Source organism: Rheinheimera mangrovi (assembly GCF_003990335.1).
Taxonomy (GTDB): Bacteria; Pseudomonadota; Gammaproteobacteria; order Enterobacterales; family Alteromonadaceae; genus Pararheinheimera; species Pararheinheimera mangrovi.
Genome location: NZ_CP034683.1, coordinates 98,974 through 114,923, shown reverse-complemented (window position 1 = coordinate 114,923; position 15,950 = coordinate 98,974). Strand labels below are relative to the sequence as shown.

Below are 15,950 nucleotides of genomic sequence, written 5' to 3'. Positions count from 1 at the left end.
ACCCAAGCAACTTGAAATTGCGGCGAGGCGACAAGCCTGTGAGACCCCAGGAGCATAGTTAACCTATGTGACTGGGGCGAGATGGCGTAGTCAACAAAGCTGCAGCTTCAAGGGCGACGGGTATACTTCCAGACGGCTATTTTTATAGAAGGCTATCTTCAGCGCAGAACAGAGCCAACGCAAGCTTTTTTAGCCTGAATACTATTGATGTCACCGAATTGCCATCAGTTTTAAGCTTTGTTGTCATGTGCCACTGGCAGGATCTGCCCCAATCCACTGCTGTTGGGGTAAAACGATGAAGTTAAACTGGCTTGTGTTACTGGTGTTTTTACTGCCACTTAGCCTGAAGGCTGAACCTAAAGTTGTATTGGTCAGCATAGACGGAGTGCGTTGGCAGGAAGTTTTTGCCGGAGCAGATCCAACCCTTAATCAACAATCCCAGTGGGTGAAAACACCGGAATTGATCCGGGCCTTTAAACCAGGCCAGCCAGACCTTTTAATGCCCTTTTTACATAACACAGTGAAGCAGCGCGGCATTACGGTCGGCGACCGCAGTCAGGGGTCGGCCATTAATGTCAGCAACCCTTATCAGATTTCTTACCCTGGTTATCAGGAATTACTGGCTGGTTTTTCCGACCCGGCTATTCACAGCAATAACAAAATAGCCAACCCTAATGTCACAGTACTGGAATGGTTAAACCAACAACCTCAAATGCGGCATAAAGTTGCGGCTTTTGGCTCCTGGGAGTTATTCCCTTACATTTTAAATACAAAGCGTTCAGGCCTGACGGTGAATGCAGGTTTTATGTCGGAACAAGGTAAACTGAGCGAAAAACAAAAGTATTTAAACCAGTTGCAGGCGAAAACACCCAGCCCTTTTGCTTCAGTACGACTGGATGTATTTACTCAGGAATTTGCGCTGGAGCATATGCGTCTGCATAAACCTAAAGTGCTGTATATAGCCCTGGGTGAAGCCGACGATTTTGCCCATTTAGGCCAATACGATCAGTACCTAGCGGCTATTCACCGCAGTGATCAGTTTATTGCCGACTTATGGCAGGAACTACAAAACGACCCTTATTACCGCGACCAAACCACATTATTGATCAGCACCGATCATGGCCGTGGCGAAGCAGCTCAGTGGCGCTCTCATGGTAAAAGCACAGCAGTGCCAGGTTACAAAGGGCCAGTGCCACAAATAGCAGGCTCAGAACAAATCTGGCTGGCCGCTATGGGGCCAGAGATTCCGGCTGCAGGTTTAATTCGCACCAACGGAAGCTGGCAACAAGGCCAGATGGCTGCAACATTGGCTGCAGCTCTGGGTTTTGATTATCAGGCGATACAACCGAAAGCCGCTGCAGCCTTTGATTTTAACGCCTCAGCTCAGTTGGCACTATTTGGTAAAGTTCCAGTGGCAGATCATCAGGGTCTTTAAAAAAGGTATAAGCCCGTTCTGTATAGGGGTCAATCCGCACAGGCTCAGCTGCGATGCCATGCTGCTCTAAATGTGATACCACCTGAGCGACATCCAGCACCTGAAAAGCCAGATGGCGTAAGCCCTGAGCTTCAGGTGTACTAGGGCGAGGCGGTGGATTTGGAAAAGAAAATAACTCCAACTGGCTACCATCAGGCAACTGTAAGTCCAATTTGTAAGACAAGCGTTCAGCTCTGTAATGTTCAGCCAGAACTTTTAAACCCAGAATTTCAGTATAGAAATGCTTGGAGCGCTGATAATCACTGCAAATCAGCGCCACATGATGAATACCGGCTAACATAGCAACAACCTTTGGCAACTAGTAATACGCCTAGTGTGCCAGTTGTAATCACAATCAGCCAGTTTATCCCCCGAGTAATTCAGGGGTGCATGGTTTAAAAATTCGATAAAAACTCAGATCGAGTTGCAGCGTCGGTTTTAAAAGCACCACCCAAAGCCATAGTCTTAGTGCTGGAACTGGTATCCATCACACCACGGGACTTCACACAATAATGCACAGCATCGATGCTGACCGCTACGTCTTTCACCCCCAACAAGGCCTGCAAAGACACTTGAATTTGCTGAGTTAAACGCTCTTGCACCTGCGGCCGCTGCGCAAAAAACCTCACTATACGATTGAGCTTCGACAAACCAATAATTTTCTGGCCCGGTATATAAGCTACAGTCGCAGTGCCATCTATAGTGACAAAATGATGCTCACAGGTGCTGGTAAAACTAATGTTCTGCACCTTGACCATTTCTTCTGCACGCATTTTATTATCGATCATGGAAATCTTAGGAAAAGTGCTGTAATCCAAACCAGAAAACACTTCATCCACATACATTTTGGCAATACGAGCCGGAGTTTCTGCCAGACTATCGTCACTCAGATCCAGCCCAAGCGTCTGCACCACTTGCGTCATCAGTTCAGTTAAACGCTGTTTTTTCTGATCACTCGACAAACCATTATCCAGCATAGGCGTTTCCAGCCCCGCAGCTTCCAGAGCGCTGCGCACCACTAAAGCAGATTCAGTTAACATAAAAGCTCTCGCCGCTTGTTATCACAAAGTTCATATTATACGCAGACCACGGACGGTTGGTTTAGTTTGGTGAATAAGTTGTTAAGGCGGGCTGATGTGTTGTCTAAAACCTTAGATAATCAGCAGTTAAGTCGCTTGTTACAGCGTTTGAGTAAATGAAAGAATAACTAGCACACTGCGTGTACAAATTTTGCCTGAAACCATTTAAGGTATCTAAGAACAAAAGCATTGAAAAACAGGTACATTGGCGCTAATTTGGTATCAAGAAAGAAGGCGAGATAATGCCCAACTTGAGGGCGTGGCATCGTCTAACAAGCGTTATAGACTTCAGGAGGGATACCGTGTTAGAAAAAGGAATTATCATTTCTCCAGATTTTAGTTTCGATGGACGCAATTTAGAATTGCGAGGTTTGTCGGGACAAACACTGCGTCAGTGCTTGCTATATTGGGATCATATTGAATTTCCTACTAGTAACATCCTAAATGTAGGAACAAGTCCCGAACTGCAGTTTTTAATTGATGAAGGGGTACTACAAAGAACTGATATCAGGCTCGAGCGGTTTTCAGGGAATATTGGCTACGGTGTTATTCAGACCCAGATTGAAGCCTTTAGGATAATGAACGAACGAGAGCCTGGACAATGGAGTTTAGCCCAGTCTTCAAACGCTCTTTGTTTAATCGGTGATAGGGCTAAAGAAGAGAATCTGATTGAATTTGAGCTGCATAAATGTATGCCAGTCCCAACTTCTGACGTACCTTTTGAGGATATATTAGAGTTTAAGTTACGAAGAAAAGATGAATATATCGCTTTCAAAAATTATGTAGGTGAGTTGTACCTAAACATCGTTAATTCGAATGACGTTCCGAGATCAAAAATTCAAACGTTGAATAGGCTAGAAGAGGCAATATTAAATATTGATAGAGTAACGCAAGAAAGCTTTCCAAAGAGAATAATGAAATCTTTTTCTCTAAGTTTGAACCCAGCGAATCTATCCACTCATGGGCTGGCGGGTATAGGTGCTGCAACTTTATTTGGTTTTCCTATACCCCTTGGCGCCGCAGCTGGTGCGGTATTGGGAGCAATAAACTTCAACTTGATCAAACAGTCTGTTCCAGAAGTCATGTATCAGAACCAAAAAGGGCTGGCTTACCTAATGAGCGCAAGGGAGCAATTCGGCTGAGAATTGATAGCAACCTCAGGGTCAGGTCTTACAGTGCGCGTCATTGCTACTTTTATCTCTTTGGTGTCGATCATTGGAAAATCAATTCCAACTACTGACACCAATCCCCCATTGGGGCGCGGTACCGGTACTTCGCTGAGCTCAGTACGTTTATTCGGCGGCAAGCCAAATTGTTGGCTTACCGAAAGCCCGAATCAACCCAGACAAAATTGGGTGGCCAAGGTTTTAAGGCTGGGAGTGTTTGAGTGAGGAGCGGTAGCGACGAGCGAGTTGCCCAGCCGCCTTGGACGCACGATTTTGGGCCGGGCTTTATACTCACTTCGTTCGTACCCCTTCGGGGCCAGCTAAAGCTGTTCAACGCAAGCGTTGTCGCTGCACCTGGGGTCGCCTTTTATGAATTGCATCCCTGCAATTCACCCTGCGGGCCAGCCTTCGGCTGTTAGAAAGTGCTTCCTGCACTTTCTTTGGATACTTTCTTTTGGCGAAGCAAAAGAAAGTATCTCGCCAGCGGCGAAACGCTTTTAACCTAACCGAACGCTACCAAAAACAAAGCCGCTAAAAAGCGGCCTTGTCCAAATAACCTAGCGGTGCATTTAGATTACAAAGTAAAACGCCCCACCATATCTTCCACGACTTGCTTCATCAGCTTATCGTGCACTGAACGGCGGCGGTCTGCAGCTTTGGCGCCTATAGATACAGCGTCACTGGTGCCTTGTACCAATTGATCATTGTAAGTGGCGTATTCCTGCGGTACATAAGGCTGGCAGTAGCCGTCAACACAGTAGACATAAGTGTTAGCGACTATTTGATCGGCATCTTCCTGCGATTGCACATTGTTCCACTCGTAAAACCAAATAGCACGGCCATTTTCGACTAAAGTCACGCTGGCGTTGATGCTGGCGCTTAGTACCTCAATACCTGCGATCATGGCTTGTTCGTTTTGTTTGGCATAAGTGTCGAGTAAATTGGCCATATAACTGTCGACAGCTGTCGGCACTTTGCTGCCCCCATTCGTGATGTAAAAACGTCTGTCCCAGCGTGCGTCCTGACCTGCCTGAGTGACTCCACGCTCCAGCGAGTTAATCTGAAACATCGCATCTGCTCTGAGTTTTTTCGCTGCATCCAGATGGGAGGTCGATACTGTCATTTCGTTTTGCAGTACTTTCCAGCTGATCACCCCAAAACCCGCTTTGGCCAACGAGCTTTCGATTTGTGCCATTTCAACACCACAAGTGGTTTGCATTACATTGGTTTCAGCGCGGGCTGTACCGGTGCGCTGAGATTGTGATTCGCTGACACAAAAATCAGGGGCCTTTACCGCAATAGTGGCCAGGCGTGGGAAGTTAGCCTCAAAGCCCTGCCCTTTGGTGATAGTAGCCGGAATTCTGTCGTTCGCCGCACTCATTTTGAAATTCGATTCCACCTGGTAATAGTCATAAGAGCTACAACCTGTCATCAATACTGCAAGTGCTGTCAGACAAATAAGTTTCAACAGATTATTCATACTTCTATTCCTTTTTCTTTATTCGAGTGGAAGTTCAGTGCGTATAGAGCATCAGTAGATTTGCCAATACAAGTCAGGTGGGGTCGACACTTCAGCCTGACGGCCAACCACCCTGCCTTCTTTGTTAAAAGCTTCCAGATTACTGCAGCTTACAGCCAGAGGGATCACCAGACTACGGCCGGTTTTCAGCTCACGCGCCAGTACTCTGTCGTTGCTGTCGTCATTGGCGTCACAGGAGCGTTCGACAATACGGTCTATGGTTTCACCAGTGGAGTTCACCACTGTCAGTTCGGGGGCTTTAATTCTGGAACTATAGTCCTCTGCGCAGGAGCTTAAAAAAAGCAGGCAGAGGCAGGAGAGAAATATGGGGTATGTCTTAGTCATTGATCTGGCTTTAATATTTTAATTATTCCAGACCAGAGTATTGAACAAATTAAAAAAGCGTCAAGTTTTGATCAGTTTTTAACCGTTAAATTTTTATTTTTGCTTGTTTTTCCTGTTGTTTTACCTCTAACCACAACGACTCCATCGCACCCAAATCGCTTTGTGCCGGACTAGAGCCTTGATCCAGCAGCGCCTGTTCTACCTGCCGAAACCGCCGCTCAAACTTATTGTTGGCCTGGCGCATGACTTTTTCCGGGTCAAAACCTTGTTTACGCACTACATTGACCAGCGCAAACATTAAATCTCCCAGCTCTTCTTCCAGCTCAGCCGCACCTGCAGGTAATTCGGCGACTTCCTGAATTTCTTCCTGCACTTTATCCCAGGCCCCTTCTACATCAGGCCAGTCGAACCCGACTTGAGCACAACGTTTTTGCAATTTGTAAGCCCGGCTTAATGCCGGCATCGCCAATGGGATATTGTCCAGTACTGATGTTTTGCCGGAGGCCGTGCGTTCTGTGGTTTTTATCGCTTCCCAGTTTTGCAGCACGGCTTTGCTGCTATCCAAATTCATATCAGCAAACACATGAGGATGGCGGCGGATCAGTTTGTCGTTAATGGCCTGAGCGCAGTCGTCAAACTCAAAACGGCCTTCCTCTTTGGCAATCTGGGCGTAAAACACCACCTGAAATAACAAGTCGCCCAGCTCGTCTTTTAACTCGGCATAATCTTCACGAGCTATCGCATCGGCCACTTCATAGGCTTCTTCCAGCGTATAAGGCACTATGGTTTGGTAAGTTTGTTCTTTATCCCAGGGGCAGCCGTTTTCCGGGTCCCGAAGTCTGGCCATAATGGCTAATAATTGCTGAAGTGGTTGTGACACAGTCTGTCCTGCAGAGGCCGGAGCATAAAACTCCGGCGCTATTGAATTTAAAATTAATGAAACCGTTTCGCTTCGATCACATCGTCAATCTGGCTGACTTTAGTCAGCAGTTTGTTCAGTGAATCCAGGTTATACAGCTCCATCGTCATAATAATAGTGGCTGTTTGCTGGGCTATATCCGAGTTACTGCTCATCCGCAGCACGTTGGCTTTTTCATTGGCCAGAATGCTGGTGATATCGCGCAATAAGCCATTGCGGTCATGCGCCACAATACGAATAGTGACTTCATAACCTGAGGCATATTTATCGCCCCATGTTGCTTCCACCACGCGTTCACGATGCGCTTCCTGCAAGGTTTTAAACTGATCGCAGTCGTCGCGGTGCACAGCAATACCGCGGCCCTGAGTGATATAACCTACTATGGCGTCTCCAGGCAGCGGCTGACAGCAACCGGCCATATGAGTCAATAAATTACCTACGCCTTGCACCACCACATGACTTTTTGGCTGGGCCGACATAGGTTTGCTGATCAGGCGTGGGTCAATTTCAGGCTGCTGAATTTTGCCTGACTGACTCTGCACATAATGCACTACTTGGGTGACTTTAATTTCACCGCCACCAATACCGGCCAGTAACTCTTCCATGGTATTGACGTTAAAACGCGCCAACACTTTAGGAATACTGTCGATACTAAGATTCAGGCGGCTTAATTCGGTATCCAGCAGCTCTTTACCAGCCGCTATATTTTTATCTCTGTCCTGCAGGCGGAACCAGTACTGTACTTTGGAACGGGCACGGCTGGATTTTAAATAGCCTGAGTTCGGGTTTAACCAGTCGCGGCTTGGGTTCGGCTCGCGGCCTGTTAATATTTCAATTTGATCGCCGGTTTTCAGCTGATAGGTAAAAGGCACAATGCGGCCGGAGATCTTCGCACCTATGCAGCGGTGGCCCACATTAGAATGCACATAATAAGCAAAGTCCAGCGGCGTGGAACCTACTGGCAAATCAACAATATCGCCTTTAGGGGTAAACACATACACCCTGTCTTCGGTAACCTGATTTTTTAATTCTTCGGCTAAATCCGAGCCATCGACCAACTCTTCCTGCCAGGCCAGCAGTTTGCGTAACCAGCCAATTTTTTCGTCCAATTGGCCTTCTTTACCCGCATGGCCTGTGCCTTCTTTATAACGCCAGTGTGCCGCTACGCCCAGTTCGGCGTCGTCATGCATCTGATGAGTCCGAATCTGAATTTCAACAGGGCGGCCAGCCGGGCCAAGTACGACGGTATGAATAGACTGGTAACCGTTTTGTTTCGGTGTGGCTATGTAATCGTCAAATTCTTTAGGCAGATGACGCCAGGAGGTGTGCACTATACCCAAAGCTGCGTAGCAATCTTGTACTTTGGTGGTGACAATACGTACAGCACGGATGTCGTACAGTTGATCAAAAGCCAGCTGCTTTTTCTGCATCTTTTTCCAGATACTGAAAATATGTTTAGGCCTGCCGTACACTTCGACCGAAATCGCAGCGTCCTGCATTTTCTGCCGCACTGAAGCGACAAAGTCCTGCATATATTGTTCGCGGTCTAAGCGTTTTTCTTCCAGCAAACTGGCAATTTGTTTGTAGGTTTGTGGGTGCAGGTAGCGGAATGCTAAGTCTTCCAGCTCCCATTTGATTTGACCTATACCTAAACGGTTAGCCAGCGGGCCAAAAATAGCATTGGTTTCTTTGGCAGCCAGTACCCGGGTTTCTTCATCGGCGTTTTTAACAGAACGCAGGTAACAAATTTGTGCCGCCAGCTTTAACACCACAGCGCGCACATCTTCTACCATGGCCAGCAACATACGGCGCAGGTTGTCGGCTTGTTGCGGGTTACTGCTTTGATTTGGTCCAACCGGAATAGAACGAATGGCCTCCATCTGGCGCACTGCGTTGAGCATGGTCAGCACGGCCGGGCAAAACTGTGTTTCTACCTGATCCAGTTCAATCAGCTTGGCGTCCACCAAAGGAAATAATAAGGCAGCAGTTAAGGCATCTTTGTCCATACGCAAATCAGCCAGAATTTCGACCATTTCCCAACCCGTTTGTACTTCGGGTTCCTGGTCAGTTAAATTCTGCTGATGTAACCAGAGTTCAGCATCCAGCAGCGCATTGGTTTTTGCTTCAGGTAAACCCAAAGCAGTTAACCAGCTCTGAGTGCCGCCTGGGTGGTATTCGGCGCTATGTGATTGCCTTACCGTCACCATTCGTTACTTTCTCCTGTGAAACAAGGCCATCAACTCCAGATGGCTGGTTTGTGGAAACATGTCCATCACACTGATTTTATCCAGCTGATAACCACAAGCCAGTAAAACTTTTGCATCCCTGGCAAAAGTAACTGCATTGCAGGACACGTACAATATCTGTGCCGGACTTAAAGCAGCTATTTGCTCCACTGCCCCCACAGCACCAGCACGAGCCGGATCGAGCAGTACTTTTTGGTACTTCGGCTTATTCCACTCGGCTTTGGGCCATGCTAAATGCAAATCAGCCTGACTAAAACTCAGATTGGTCAGGTTATTTAATACTGCATTGGATTCTGCCCGCTGCACCATAGTGGTGACACCCTCCAGCCCATGCACCCATTTGGAGCGCTGCGCTAACGCCAGACTGAAGTTACCAATACCAGAGTACAGCTCTAATACCTGGTCATCAGGCTGCGGATTGAGCCAATCCAGTGCCTGTTGCACCATTTTCTGATTAATACTCTGATTTACCTGAATAAAATCTGCAGCGGAAAACTGCAGCTTTAATCCAAATGCTGGTAACTGGTAACAAGGCTCTGCAGTTCCGACTTGCCAATGCTGATAAAGTTCAGGCTCTGCTTCGCCTATCCATATGGCCTCTGGCCAGGACTGGAGCAAAGCCTGCCTGTCTGATTCTGGCAAAGCACGGATATGTCTTACTATTAAATACACCTGACCGTCTGCATCCAGCGCTTCAACATGAGTAATAGCAGAGCCATGTTGCAGTTTTGGCAGCTGTTGTTGCAATACACTAAACACAGAAGTTAAAGCCGGACTGAGCACTAAACAGTGCTCAATGGAGGTAATGACTTTGTCATTGGCTTTGCGAAAACCTACAGTAAATTGCTGTGTTTTTTTATCAAACCACACGCCAATACGGGCTTTACGGCGATAACCCTGACCTTCGCTTTTCAGCGGCATTTGCCAGGGTAAGCTGGCCAAGCCGGTTTGATGGCGGATTAGTTGATCTACGCCCTGCTGTTTTAGCTCCAGTTGGTGTTCTGCCGACAAATACTGCAACTGACAACCACCGCAGTCGGCAAAATGCTTACAGATAGGTGCCTGTCGCAACGGCGAGGCTTGCAGCACTTTCACCACCTTGCCTTTGGCCGATTTGTCTTTTTGTTCGGTCAGTTGTACCTTCACCCGCTCACCGGGCAAAGCACCACTGACAAACACGATCCGCTTTTGCTCAAAGCCTATGCCCTGCGCTTCATGATCCAGACGTTCAATCTGTAGTTCAATTTGTTTTAACTGTTGAGGTTTATCTCTGGTGCCTTTGGCAGCCTGATAAATTTTGACCATCTGGACTTAGTACCTGTGGTGGGCTTTTAGTAAGCCTTGTGTCATTATAAATTCGCTCCGGACTATTCTATCAAGCAGCGCTACAGATGACGAAAATTGGTTTAAGAGATTGGGTCTTATTGACCACCCTGGTGCCGACCTTGCTGGTCAGTTTATGCCTTGGGGGTTATTTTAGCTATGCCCGCCATCATGATTTGGCCCAGTATCTGGAAGATCAGGCTGAAAACATTGCAGTCCCTTTAGCTATTGCCAGTGAACATGCCTTATTACACAACAGCAGACAAGACGTCAAACGTTTGCTGGATGTCAGTCATAGAAAAAATTCGGCACTGGTGAAAAGTATCGCCATTTTTAATGCCGACCACGAGCTGTTTGTCACCACCAATTATCATAAAGACTTTGCCATGCTGAAGTACGCTCGGGACAGCGCTATTCCGCAGCAAAGTACCATCACAGACCTTGGCAACTGGTTGGTGATCCGCACCCCCATTTTGCCGGAACAAGCTGATTTCAGCACAGATCCTGCCGATCAGCCTTTGGGTTATATCTCAGTTCAGGTGGCCAAAGACAAGGTGATGCTGGCACAGCAAACCTCCCTGCTCAGCAGCTTGATCATTATTTTGCTTGGGCTTGCCGCCTGTGTGTATTTCAGCATGCGCCTAATCAAGCGTGTAAGCAGCCCTTTGCAGCAGATGGGTGATGTCATAGAGCAACTGCGCGAAGGTCATTACCAAAGCCAGCTACAACAGCCTTTTTTAGGCGAACTGGAACAATTACGCACTGGCATCAATGCGCTGGCGACAGCTCTTAAAACCCATGACGAAGAAATGCAGCAAAGCATTGAACAGTCGACCAGCGACTTGCAACAAAGCATGGAACAGCTGGAGATGCAAAATATTGAGCTGGACCTGTCCCGTAAAAAGGCGATGGAAGATAACCGCAGCAAATCCGACTTCCTCGCCAAAATGAGTCATGAATTACGTACGCCTCTCAACGCCGTTATTGGTTTTGCCCGGCAGTTACTGAAAACTAACCTGACTCATAACCAGCAGGATTATCTGGCCACTATTCAAAAGTCAGCCAATAGCTTACTTAGCCTGGTTAACGATGTGTTGGATTACGCCAAACTGGAAGAGGGCCGGATGCCCATTAACCCCGAGCCTTTTTCATTACGCGACTTATTAAACGATTGTGTGGAGTTATTAGCCTCCAATGCCTTTGATAAACAGCTGGAATTGGTACTACTGATTGAAAACAGCTGCCCCGATGATTTAATTGCTGACCCGATACGGATTAATCAAATTCTGACCAATATTGCCGGTAATGCGATTAAATTTACCGAACAAGGTAGTGTGGTGATCCGCGTCAGTTGTCGTCCTATGCCGGATGAGCAATGGCAATTGCGCTTTTCGGTGCAGGATACAGGCATTGGTATTACTGAAGATCAACAAAAAAGCTTGTTTGGTGGTTTCGCACAGGCCGACAACAGCATAGGCCGTCGTTATGGTGGCACAGGTTTAGGTTTAGTCATTTCGCAGCGCTTAGTAACGGCTATGGGTGGCAAAATTGGTTTTGACAGCAAAGCCGGTGAAGGCTCGACCTTCTGGTTTACCTTGCTGTGTAAACGCCATCATCTATCCATAGCAGAGCCTTTGCCGCTGGAAGAACTGAAGCAAAAAACCTTACTGTACTTTGAACCTCAGCAGTACTCGCGCGAAGCTATGCTGGCACAGTTGGATCAGTGGGGACTGAATATCATCAGTTGTAGCAATATGAGCCAGTTGACTCAGACGCTTGCCTTGCAGCCCAACATTGATATGGCGTTGATTGGCCGCTCTATTTCGCTGAATCAGGTCAATCAGGTAATTGAGTTACTGCAACAATTGCAGCTACATAGCGAACAGTTGTATTTACTGGTCAATACCCTGTCACCGAATTTACGCGAAGTACTGCAAGCCTCGGGCGCCAAAGCTGTGTTATCCAAGCCTGCGCATTACCGTAAACTGGCGATGACTTTGGCGCAGCCTTATTTGGATTTCCCTGAGCAAAACCCGCTGCAGGACAAACCTAAAGCTCGCCTGCGGGTGCTGTCGGTGGACGATAACGAAGCCAACTTAAAACTGATTAATACCCTGCTTTCTGAAATGGTGGAACAAGTCGATTCAGCCCGTAATGGCGCTGAAGCCTGGCAAAAGGCCAACCAACAGCATTACGATTTAATTTTTATGGATATTAATATGCCGGTGATGGACGGTATTCAGGCCTGTCAGCGTATTCAACAAAGTTCGCTGAATGAAGCCACTCCTATTATTGCGGTGACAGCTCACGCTGTAGAAGGCGAAAGAGAACGGCTTTTAGCTTTAGGTTTTTGTGAGTTTTTAACCAAACCTCTCGATGAAAAACTGCTGCATTACACCTTGCGCGAATGTTGTCCTGATTTTCAGCAAGCGCTGGCGGCTTCACTCAGTGAAAACCAACTGCCACAAAGCAAACAGTTGGACTGGACTCTGGCATTACAAAGAGCAGGCGGTAAACTGGATTTAGCCAAAGAAATGTTATGGATGTTGGTACAGTCTTTACCCGATAGCCTGACGCTTATTCAACAGGCGATGCAACAACAGGACGCAGAACAACTGCTGCAACATATCCACAAATTACATGGAGCCAGCTGCTATACAGGTCTGCCCGTACTGAAACAACTGACAGAATTAATTGAAACCGAACTGAAAAAAGGTAAACAACCAGAGCAACTGGAGCCTGAGTTGTTTGAATTACAGGACAGGATCCAGTCTTTATTACAGGACGCCAAAAGCTGGCCACCATTGGTGACTGAGCCAATACAAACCAAAGTATCAGGCTAATCGTTAGAGTAAGTGCGGCGCTTCTGCAAAATGTCGTTGATTTGTTCCACTGTGGTATCGGCTTTACAAGGCACACTGGTTGACAACCAGATGGCATTTTTACGAGACTCAGCAGGAGGAACTTTCCAGCAGCCTGGATTAGTGTCAATCAGCATGCTGCCGTCAGCAAAGGCTTTTACTTTCCTGCCCATTTCCGGCTTTTGTTCAGCTTTTAGTGCCGTGATCTCCAGTGCCAGCTGTTTTTGTTTTTCTTTCCAACTGGCAGAGCCTGAAGCATCCCCTTGTTTGGCAGCCTGTAACGCTTTATTGGCTGTGGTTTTCTGCTGTTCCAAAGAAGCAGCCACAGCTGTGGTTGCTTGTTGTGTCGTAGTATCTGCGGTGTTTTTTGTGGCAGTTTGATTGGCTTTCAGCTGAATGGCTTGTGCTGACGCAACATCAGCTTGTTTGGGTAAAACCTCTGGCAATGCTTTGGCTGCGACCACTTCTGGCTGTTTAATCACAGGCTTTGGCAATGGCTGCGCTGCTACTACTTCTGGCTGTTTGATCACAGGCTTTGGTAACGGCTTAGCTGCGACCACTTCTGGCTGTTTGATCACAGGCATTGGTAACGGCTTCGCTGCTACCACTTCAGGCTGTTTAATCACAGGCATTGGTAACGGCTTCGCTGCTACCACTTCAGGCTGTTTAATCACAGGCTTTGGCAATGGCTTAGCTGCTACTACTTCTGGCTGTTTGATCACAGGCTTTGGCAAGGGTTTAGCTGCTACAGGCATAGGCTTGACCATAGCGGGCTTGCGCACGGGCACAAAAGGTTTGCGCTGTGGCTGAACAGAGGCAGCTTTGACTATGGCTGGTTTGGTTTTTACTTGTGGCTTTGCCTTGGTTGGCTCATTTTTCGGCACGACTTTCTTTGCCGCTGGCTTTTTCACTGCAGCTTTTTTAACTACCGCCTTGGTTTCACCTTTTTTAACCGCTTTGACAGGAGGTTGTGGTGTCACCACTTTGGCAGGAACAGCGACAGGCGTGACCACTGCCGGAGCTGTTTTGGCTTTAATTGGCTGATAAGCGTAAGCCAGAATAGGAGGCTCTGGCACTGTTTTTGCGGCATCATCCGGCGCAAAATGATGATAGGTTAATAAACCTAACAACACGATGTGCAAACACAATGACCACAAAAATGCTTTCAACGCATCTCCCTATTCGCTTGTCGACACAATCTTGTTTTACCTACATCACCAAGAATCAGACTTCAGGCAAGCTATACGCTTAGCCGTTAAAAAAATGCACCTTGTTTCGCCCCAACTGCTTAGCCTGATACATGGCAGTGTCTGCATCTTCGATCAGTTTGGTTAAATGGTAACCTGAAAGTTCAGCAGAAGTGACGCCAAAACTAGCACTTAATTTAAACTCATAACCCGAAGCTGCAGTATCAATACTGTTAATTGCATCACGACAAATATCAGCCAATAAGTGGGCCTTGTCACTCTGACAACCAGGCAAAAAAATGGCGAACTCTTCACCACCAATACGACCAAATACATCGTTATTGCGCATAAAGTTACGGCAAGTATCAACAGTCTGACGCAAAGCCCAATCGCCAGCGGCATGGCCATACTGATCGTTAATTTGTTTAAAATGGTCCAGATCAAATACGATAAGAGCAGCAGGTAACTGGCCTTTTTCACACAAAGCTAAAGCGCCTTTCGCCGAGGCCGAGAAATGGTATCTGTTGCTTATAGCGGTGAGATCGTCGTATTCAGCCAAAGCTTTAAAACGCTGGCGAGCGACATAACTACGATACGCCAGTATCGTAAGGCCCAGCACCAGCACAATTAAAGCAGCAATCAGTAGTTTGTTAAACGTAGCCTGATGCTTAAGCGCAGTTTGTTCGTACTGTAGCAATTGGTTGTCTTTATCCAGCAAGGCGATTTTTTGGTTTTGCGCCATAATTTCCGAATGCGCTGTATGGTAAGCCATTTGTTGCGCCGATTTATCATCCATATACGCAGTAAAAGCGGCCATATATTGTTCGTGGTAATCCAATGCTTGCTTGTAGTTTTTTTCTTGTTTGTTTAACTCTGCCAATACCTTGAGAGTATTCACTATAGGCAAAGTAGCAACATCGTCACCGGTAACATTATGACTAACCACTAGTGTTGCATAGTGCCTGGCTTGTTGATTCTGATTCGTTTTGGCATAAATCTGCGCCAATATGCTATTTAGCTCAGTCATCAAACGCTGATAATGCGTTTTTTCTGCTGCAGGATAACTATCTAAAATAAGACGAAGAGCTTCGTTGTCTTTATTTTGAGTTAGTAAATATTGCGCTTTGTATAATCGAATCAAAGTGGCAAAGAGCAAATTCTTACTTAATTCACATACGCTAATGCCTTGCTCATATTCCTGTTCAAATAAATCATATTGGCCTGAAGCCAGTAATGCGTCTAATCGGAGTTGTCTTGCTGTACATATAGCCGTATTTCTAGGCTTCTCGCCTTCTAGAATACGGGTATATTCGATAGTTAACTCATAGCGGTCAATGTATCTGTACATCATAGCTATAACCATCAAACCTTGTTCTCGCGCCAAAGCAGCTCGCACATCGGGTAACTGAGCAATTAACTGCTCCAGATAATTAAACGCATCCAGATAACGTCTGGCGACCACTAAACTATTTATTGCGAGAGCTTTAGCCCGAAAACTAATGTCGGTGTGAGTTCCTGAACTAATCAGGCTTGTTGTCAATTCAATTGTTTTCTCCGTATTGCCCATATAGGCCGCTTCATAAGCCATCAGTAAGTGCAAATAGTCAGTTTCAAAATCAGAGAATGAGCCAGAGTCTTTTTTTAACAGCTCCAATTGCTGACGAAAGATTTGAAAATCAGTGTTTTTTATTTGATCTGCTTTAACTAACTGCTCAACGAAAACGTCAGCCCAGACAGGGGCCAAAGGAAAAGCAAATAAAAAAATAAACCACACTAGCAAGTGCGGTTTGCAGACTGGAAATGAACTTCTTGTATGCCTCATTGGGCAGAA

Annotated in this window: 12 protein-coding genes; 3 read left to right on the top strand and 9 right to left on the bottom strand. The window is 46.6% G+C overall.

The window, feature by feature from the left end:
• Window positions 1–295: 295 nt before the first annotated feature.
• Window positions 296–1,435 (top strand): alkaline phosphatase family protein, encoded by a 1,140-nt coding sequence (locus EK374_RS00510; RefSeq protein ID WP_127019169.1) that lies wholly within the window; start codon window positions 296–298, stop codon window positions 1,433–1,435.
• Here the strand turns inward: EK374_RS00510 and gloA2 are convergent.
• Window positions 1,371–1,775 carry an SMU1112c/YaeR family gloxylase I-like metalloprotein gene (gene gloA2 / locus EK374_RS00505; RefSeq protein WP_127019167.1) on the bottom strand — a complete coding sequence of 135 codons (405 nt, stop codon included), beginning with the start codon at window positions 1,773–1,775 and terminating at the stop codon, window positions 1,371–1,373. The genes EK374_RS00510 and gloA2 overlap by 65 nt on opposite strands.
• Window positions 1,776–1,869: 94 nt before the next feature.
• Window positions 1,870–2,514, bottom strand: a complete 645-nt coding sequence (gene folE, locus EK374_RS00500; RefSeq protein WP_127019165.1) for a GTP cyclohydrolase I FolE — start codon at window positions 2,512–2,514, stop codon at window positions 1,870–1,872.
• 341 nt (window positions 2,515–2,855) lie between these two features.
• Here folE and EK374_RS00495 point away from each other — a divergent pair, with 341 nt between their 5' ends.
• Window positions 2,856–3,695: a DUF6236 family protein gene (locus EK374_RS00495; RefSeq protein ID WP_127019163.1), complete on the top strand. Its 840-nt coding sequence runs from the start codon at window positions 2,856–2,858 to the stop codon at window positions 3,693–3,695.
• Between the two features lie 598 nt (window positions 3,696–4,293).
• Here the strand turns inward: EK374_RS00495 and EK374_RS00490 are convergent.
• The 5 genes from EK374_RS00490 to rlmD form a co-directional block, all read right to left on the bottom strand.
• A complete protein-coding gene (locus EK374_RS00490; protein WP_127019161.1) occupies window positions 4,294–5,199 on the bottom strand; it encodes a hypothetical protein in 906 nt (301 codons plus the stop codon).
• A gap of 51 nt (window positions 5,200–5,250) precedes the next feature.
• The gene (locus EK374_RS00485; protein ID WP_127019159.1) at window positions 5,251–5,481 is read right to left on the bottom strand and encodes a hypothetical protein; all 231 of its coding nucleotides are present in this window, start codon (window positions 5,479–5,481) and stop codon (window positions 5,251–5,253) included.
• 187 nt (window positions 5,482–5,668) lie between these two features.
• Window positions 5,669–6,463 (bottom strand): nucleoside triphosphate pyrophosphohydrolase, encoded by a 795-nt coding sequence (gene mazG, locus EK374_RS00480; RefSeq protein WP_127019157.1) that lies wholly within the window; start codon window positions 6,461–6,463, stop codon window positions 5,669–5,671.
• 53 nt (window positions 6,464–6,516) lie between these two features.
• A complete protein-coding gene (gene relA / locus EK374_RS00475) occupies window positions 6,517–8,709 on the bottom strand; it encodes a GTP diphosphokinase (RefSeq protein ID WP_127019155.1) in 2,193 nt (730 codons plus the stop codon).
• Window positions 8,710–8,712: 3 nt separating this feature from the next.
• Window positions 8,713–10,053: a 23S rRNA (uracil(1939)-C(5))-methyltransferase RlmD gene (gene rlmD / locus EK374_RS00470; protein ID WP_127019153.1), complete on the bottom strand. Its 1,341-nt coding sequence runs from the start codon at window positions 10,051–10,053 to the stop codon at window positions 8,713–8,715.
• An 86-nt stretch (window positions 10,054–10,139) separates the two neighbouring features.
• Here rlmD and barA point away from each other — a divergent pair, with 86 nt between their 5' ends.
• The gene (gene barA, locus EK374_RS00465) at window positions 10,140–12,914 is read left to right on the top strand and encodes a two-component sensor histidine kinase BarA (protein WP_127019151.1); all 2,775 of its coding nucleotides are present in this window, start codon (window positions 10,140–10,142) and stop codon (window positions 12,912–12,914) included.
• Here barA and EK374_RS00460 read toward each other — a convergent pair.
• Both EK374_RS00460 and EK374_RS00455 read right to left on the bottom strand, forming a co-directional pair.
• Window positions 12,911–14,101 carry a hypothetical protein gene (locus tag EK374_RS00460; protein WP_127019149.1) on the bottom strand — a complete coding sequence of 397 codons (1,191 nt, stop codon included), beginning with the start codon at window positions 14,099–14,101 and terminating at the stop codon, window positions 12,911–12,913. The two genes, barA and EK374_RS00460, sit on opposite strands and share 4 nt — an antisense overlap.
• Window positions 14,102–14,180: 79 nt before the next feature.
• A complete protein-coding gene (locus EK374_RS00455; RefSeq protein WP_164731789.1) occupies window positions 14,181–15,893 on the bottom strand; it encodes a tetratricopeptide repeat-containing diguanylate cyclase in 1,713 nt (570 codons plus the stop codon).
• Between the last annotated feature and the right edge of the window lie 57 nt (window positions 15,894–15,950).

Excerpts from the sequence above, each read along its gene's own strand:
- EK374_RS00510 (WP_127019169.1), top strand. The coding sequence starts at position 296 with ATGAAGTTAAACTGGCTTGTGTTACTGGTGTTTTTACTGCCACTTAGC.
- gloA2 (WP_127019167.1), bottom strand. The coding sequence starts at position 1,775 with ATGTTAGCCGGTATTCATCATGTGGCGCTGATTTGCAGTGATTATCAG.
- folE (WP_127019165.1), bottom strand. The coding sequence starts at position 2,514 with ATGTTAACTGAATCTGCTTTAGTGGTGCGCAGCGCTCTGGAAGCTGCG.
- EK374_RS00490 (WP_127019161.1), bottom strand. The coding sequence starts at position 5,199 with ATGAATAATCTGTTGAAACTTATTTGTCTGACAGCACTTGCAGTATTG.
- relA (WP_127019155.1), bottom strand. The coding sequence starts at position 8,709 with ATGGTGACGGTAAGGCAATCACATAGCGCCGAATACCACCCAGGCGGC.
- rlmD (WP_127019153.1), bottom strand. The coding sequence starts at position 10,053 with ATGGTCAAAATTTATCAGGCTGCCAAAGGCACCAGAGATAAACCTCAA.
- barA (WP_127019151.1), top strand. The coding sequence starts at position 10,140 with ATGACGAAAATTGGTTTAAGAGATTGGGTCTTATTGACCACCCTGGTG.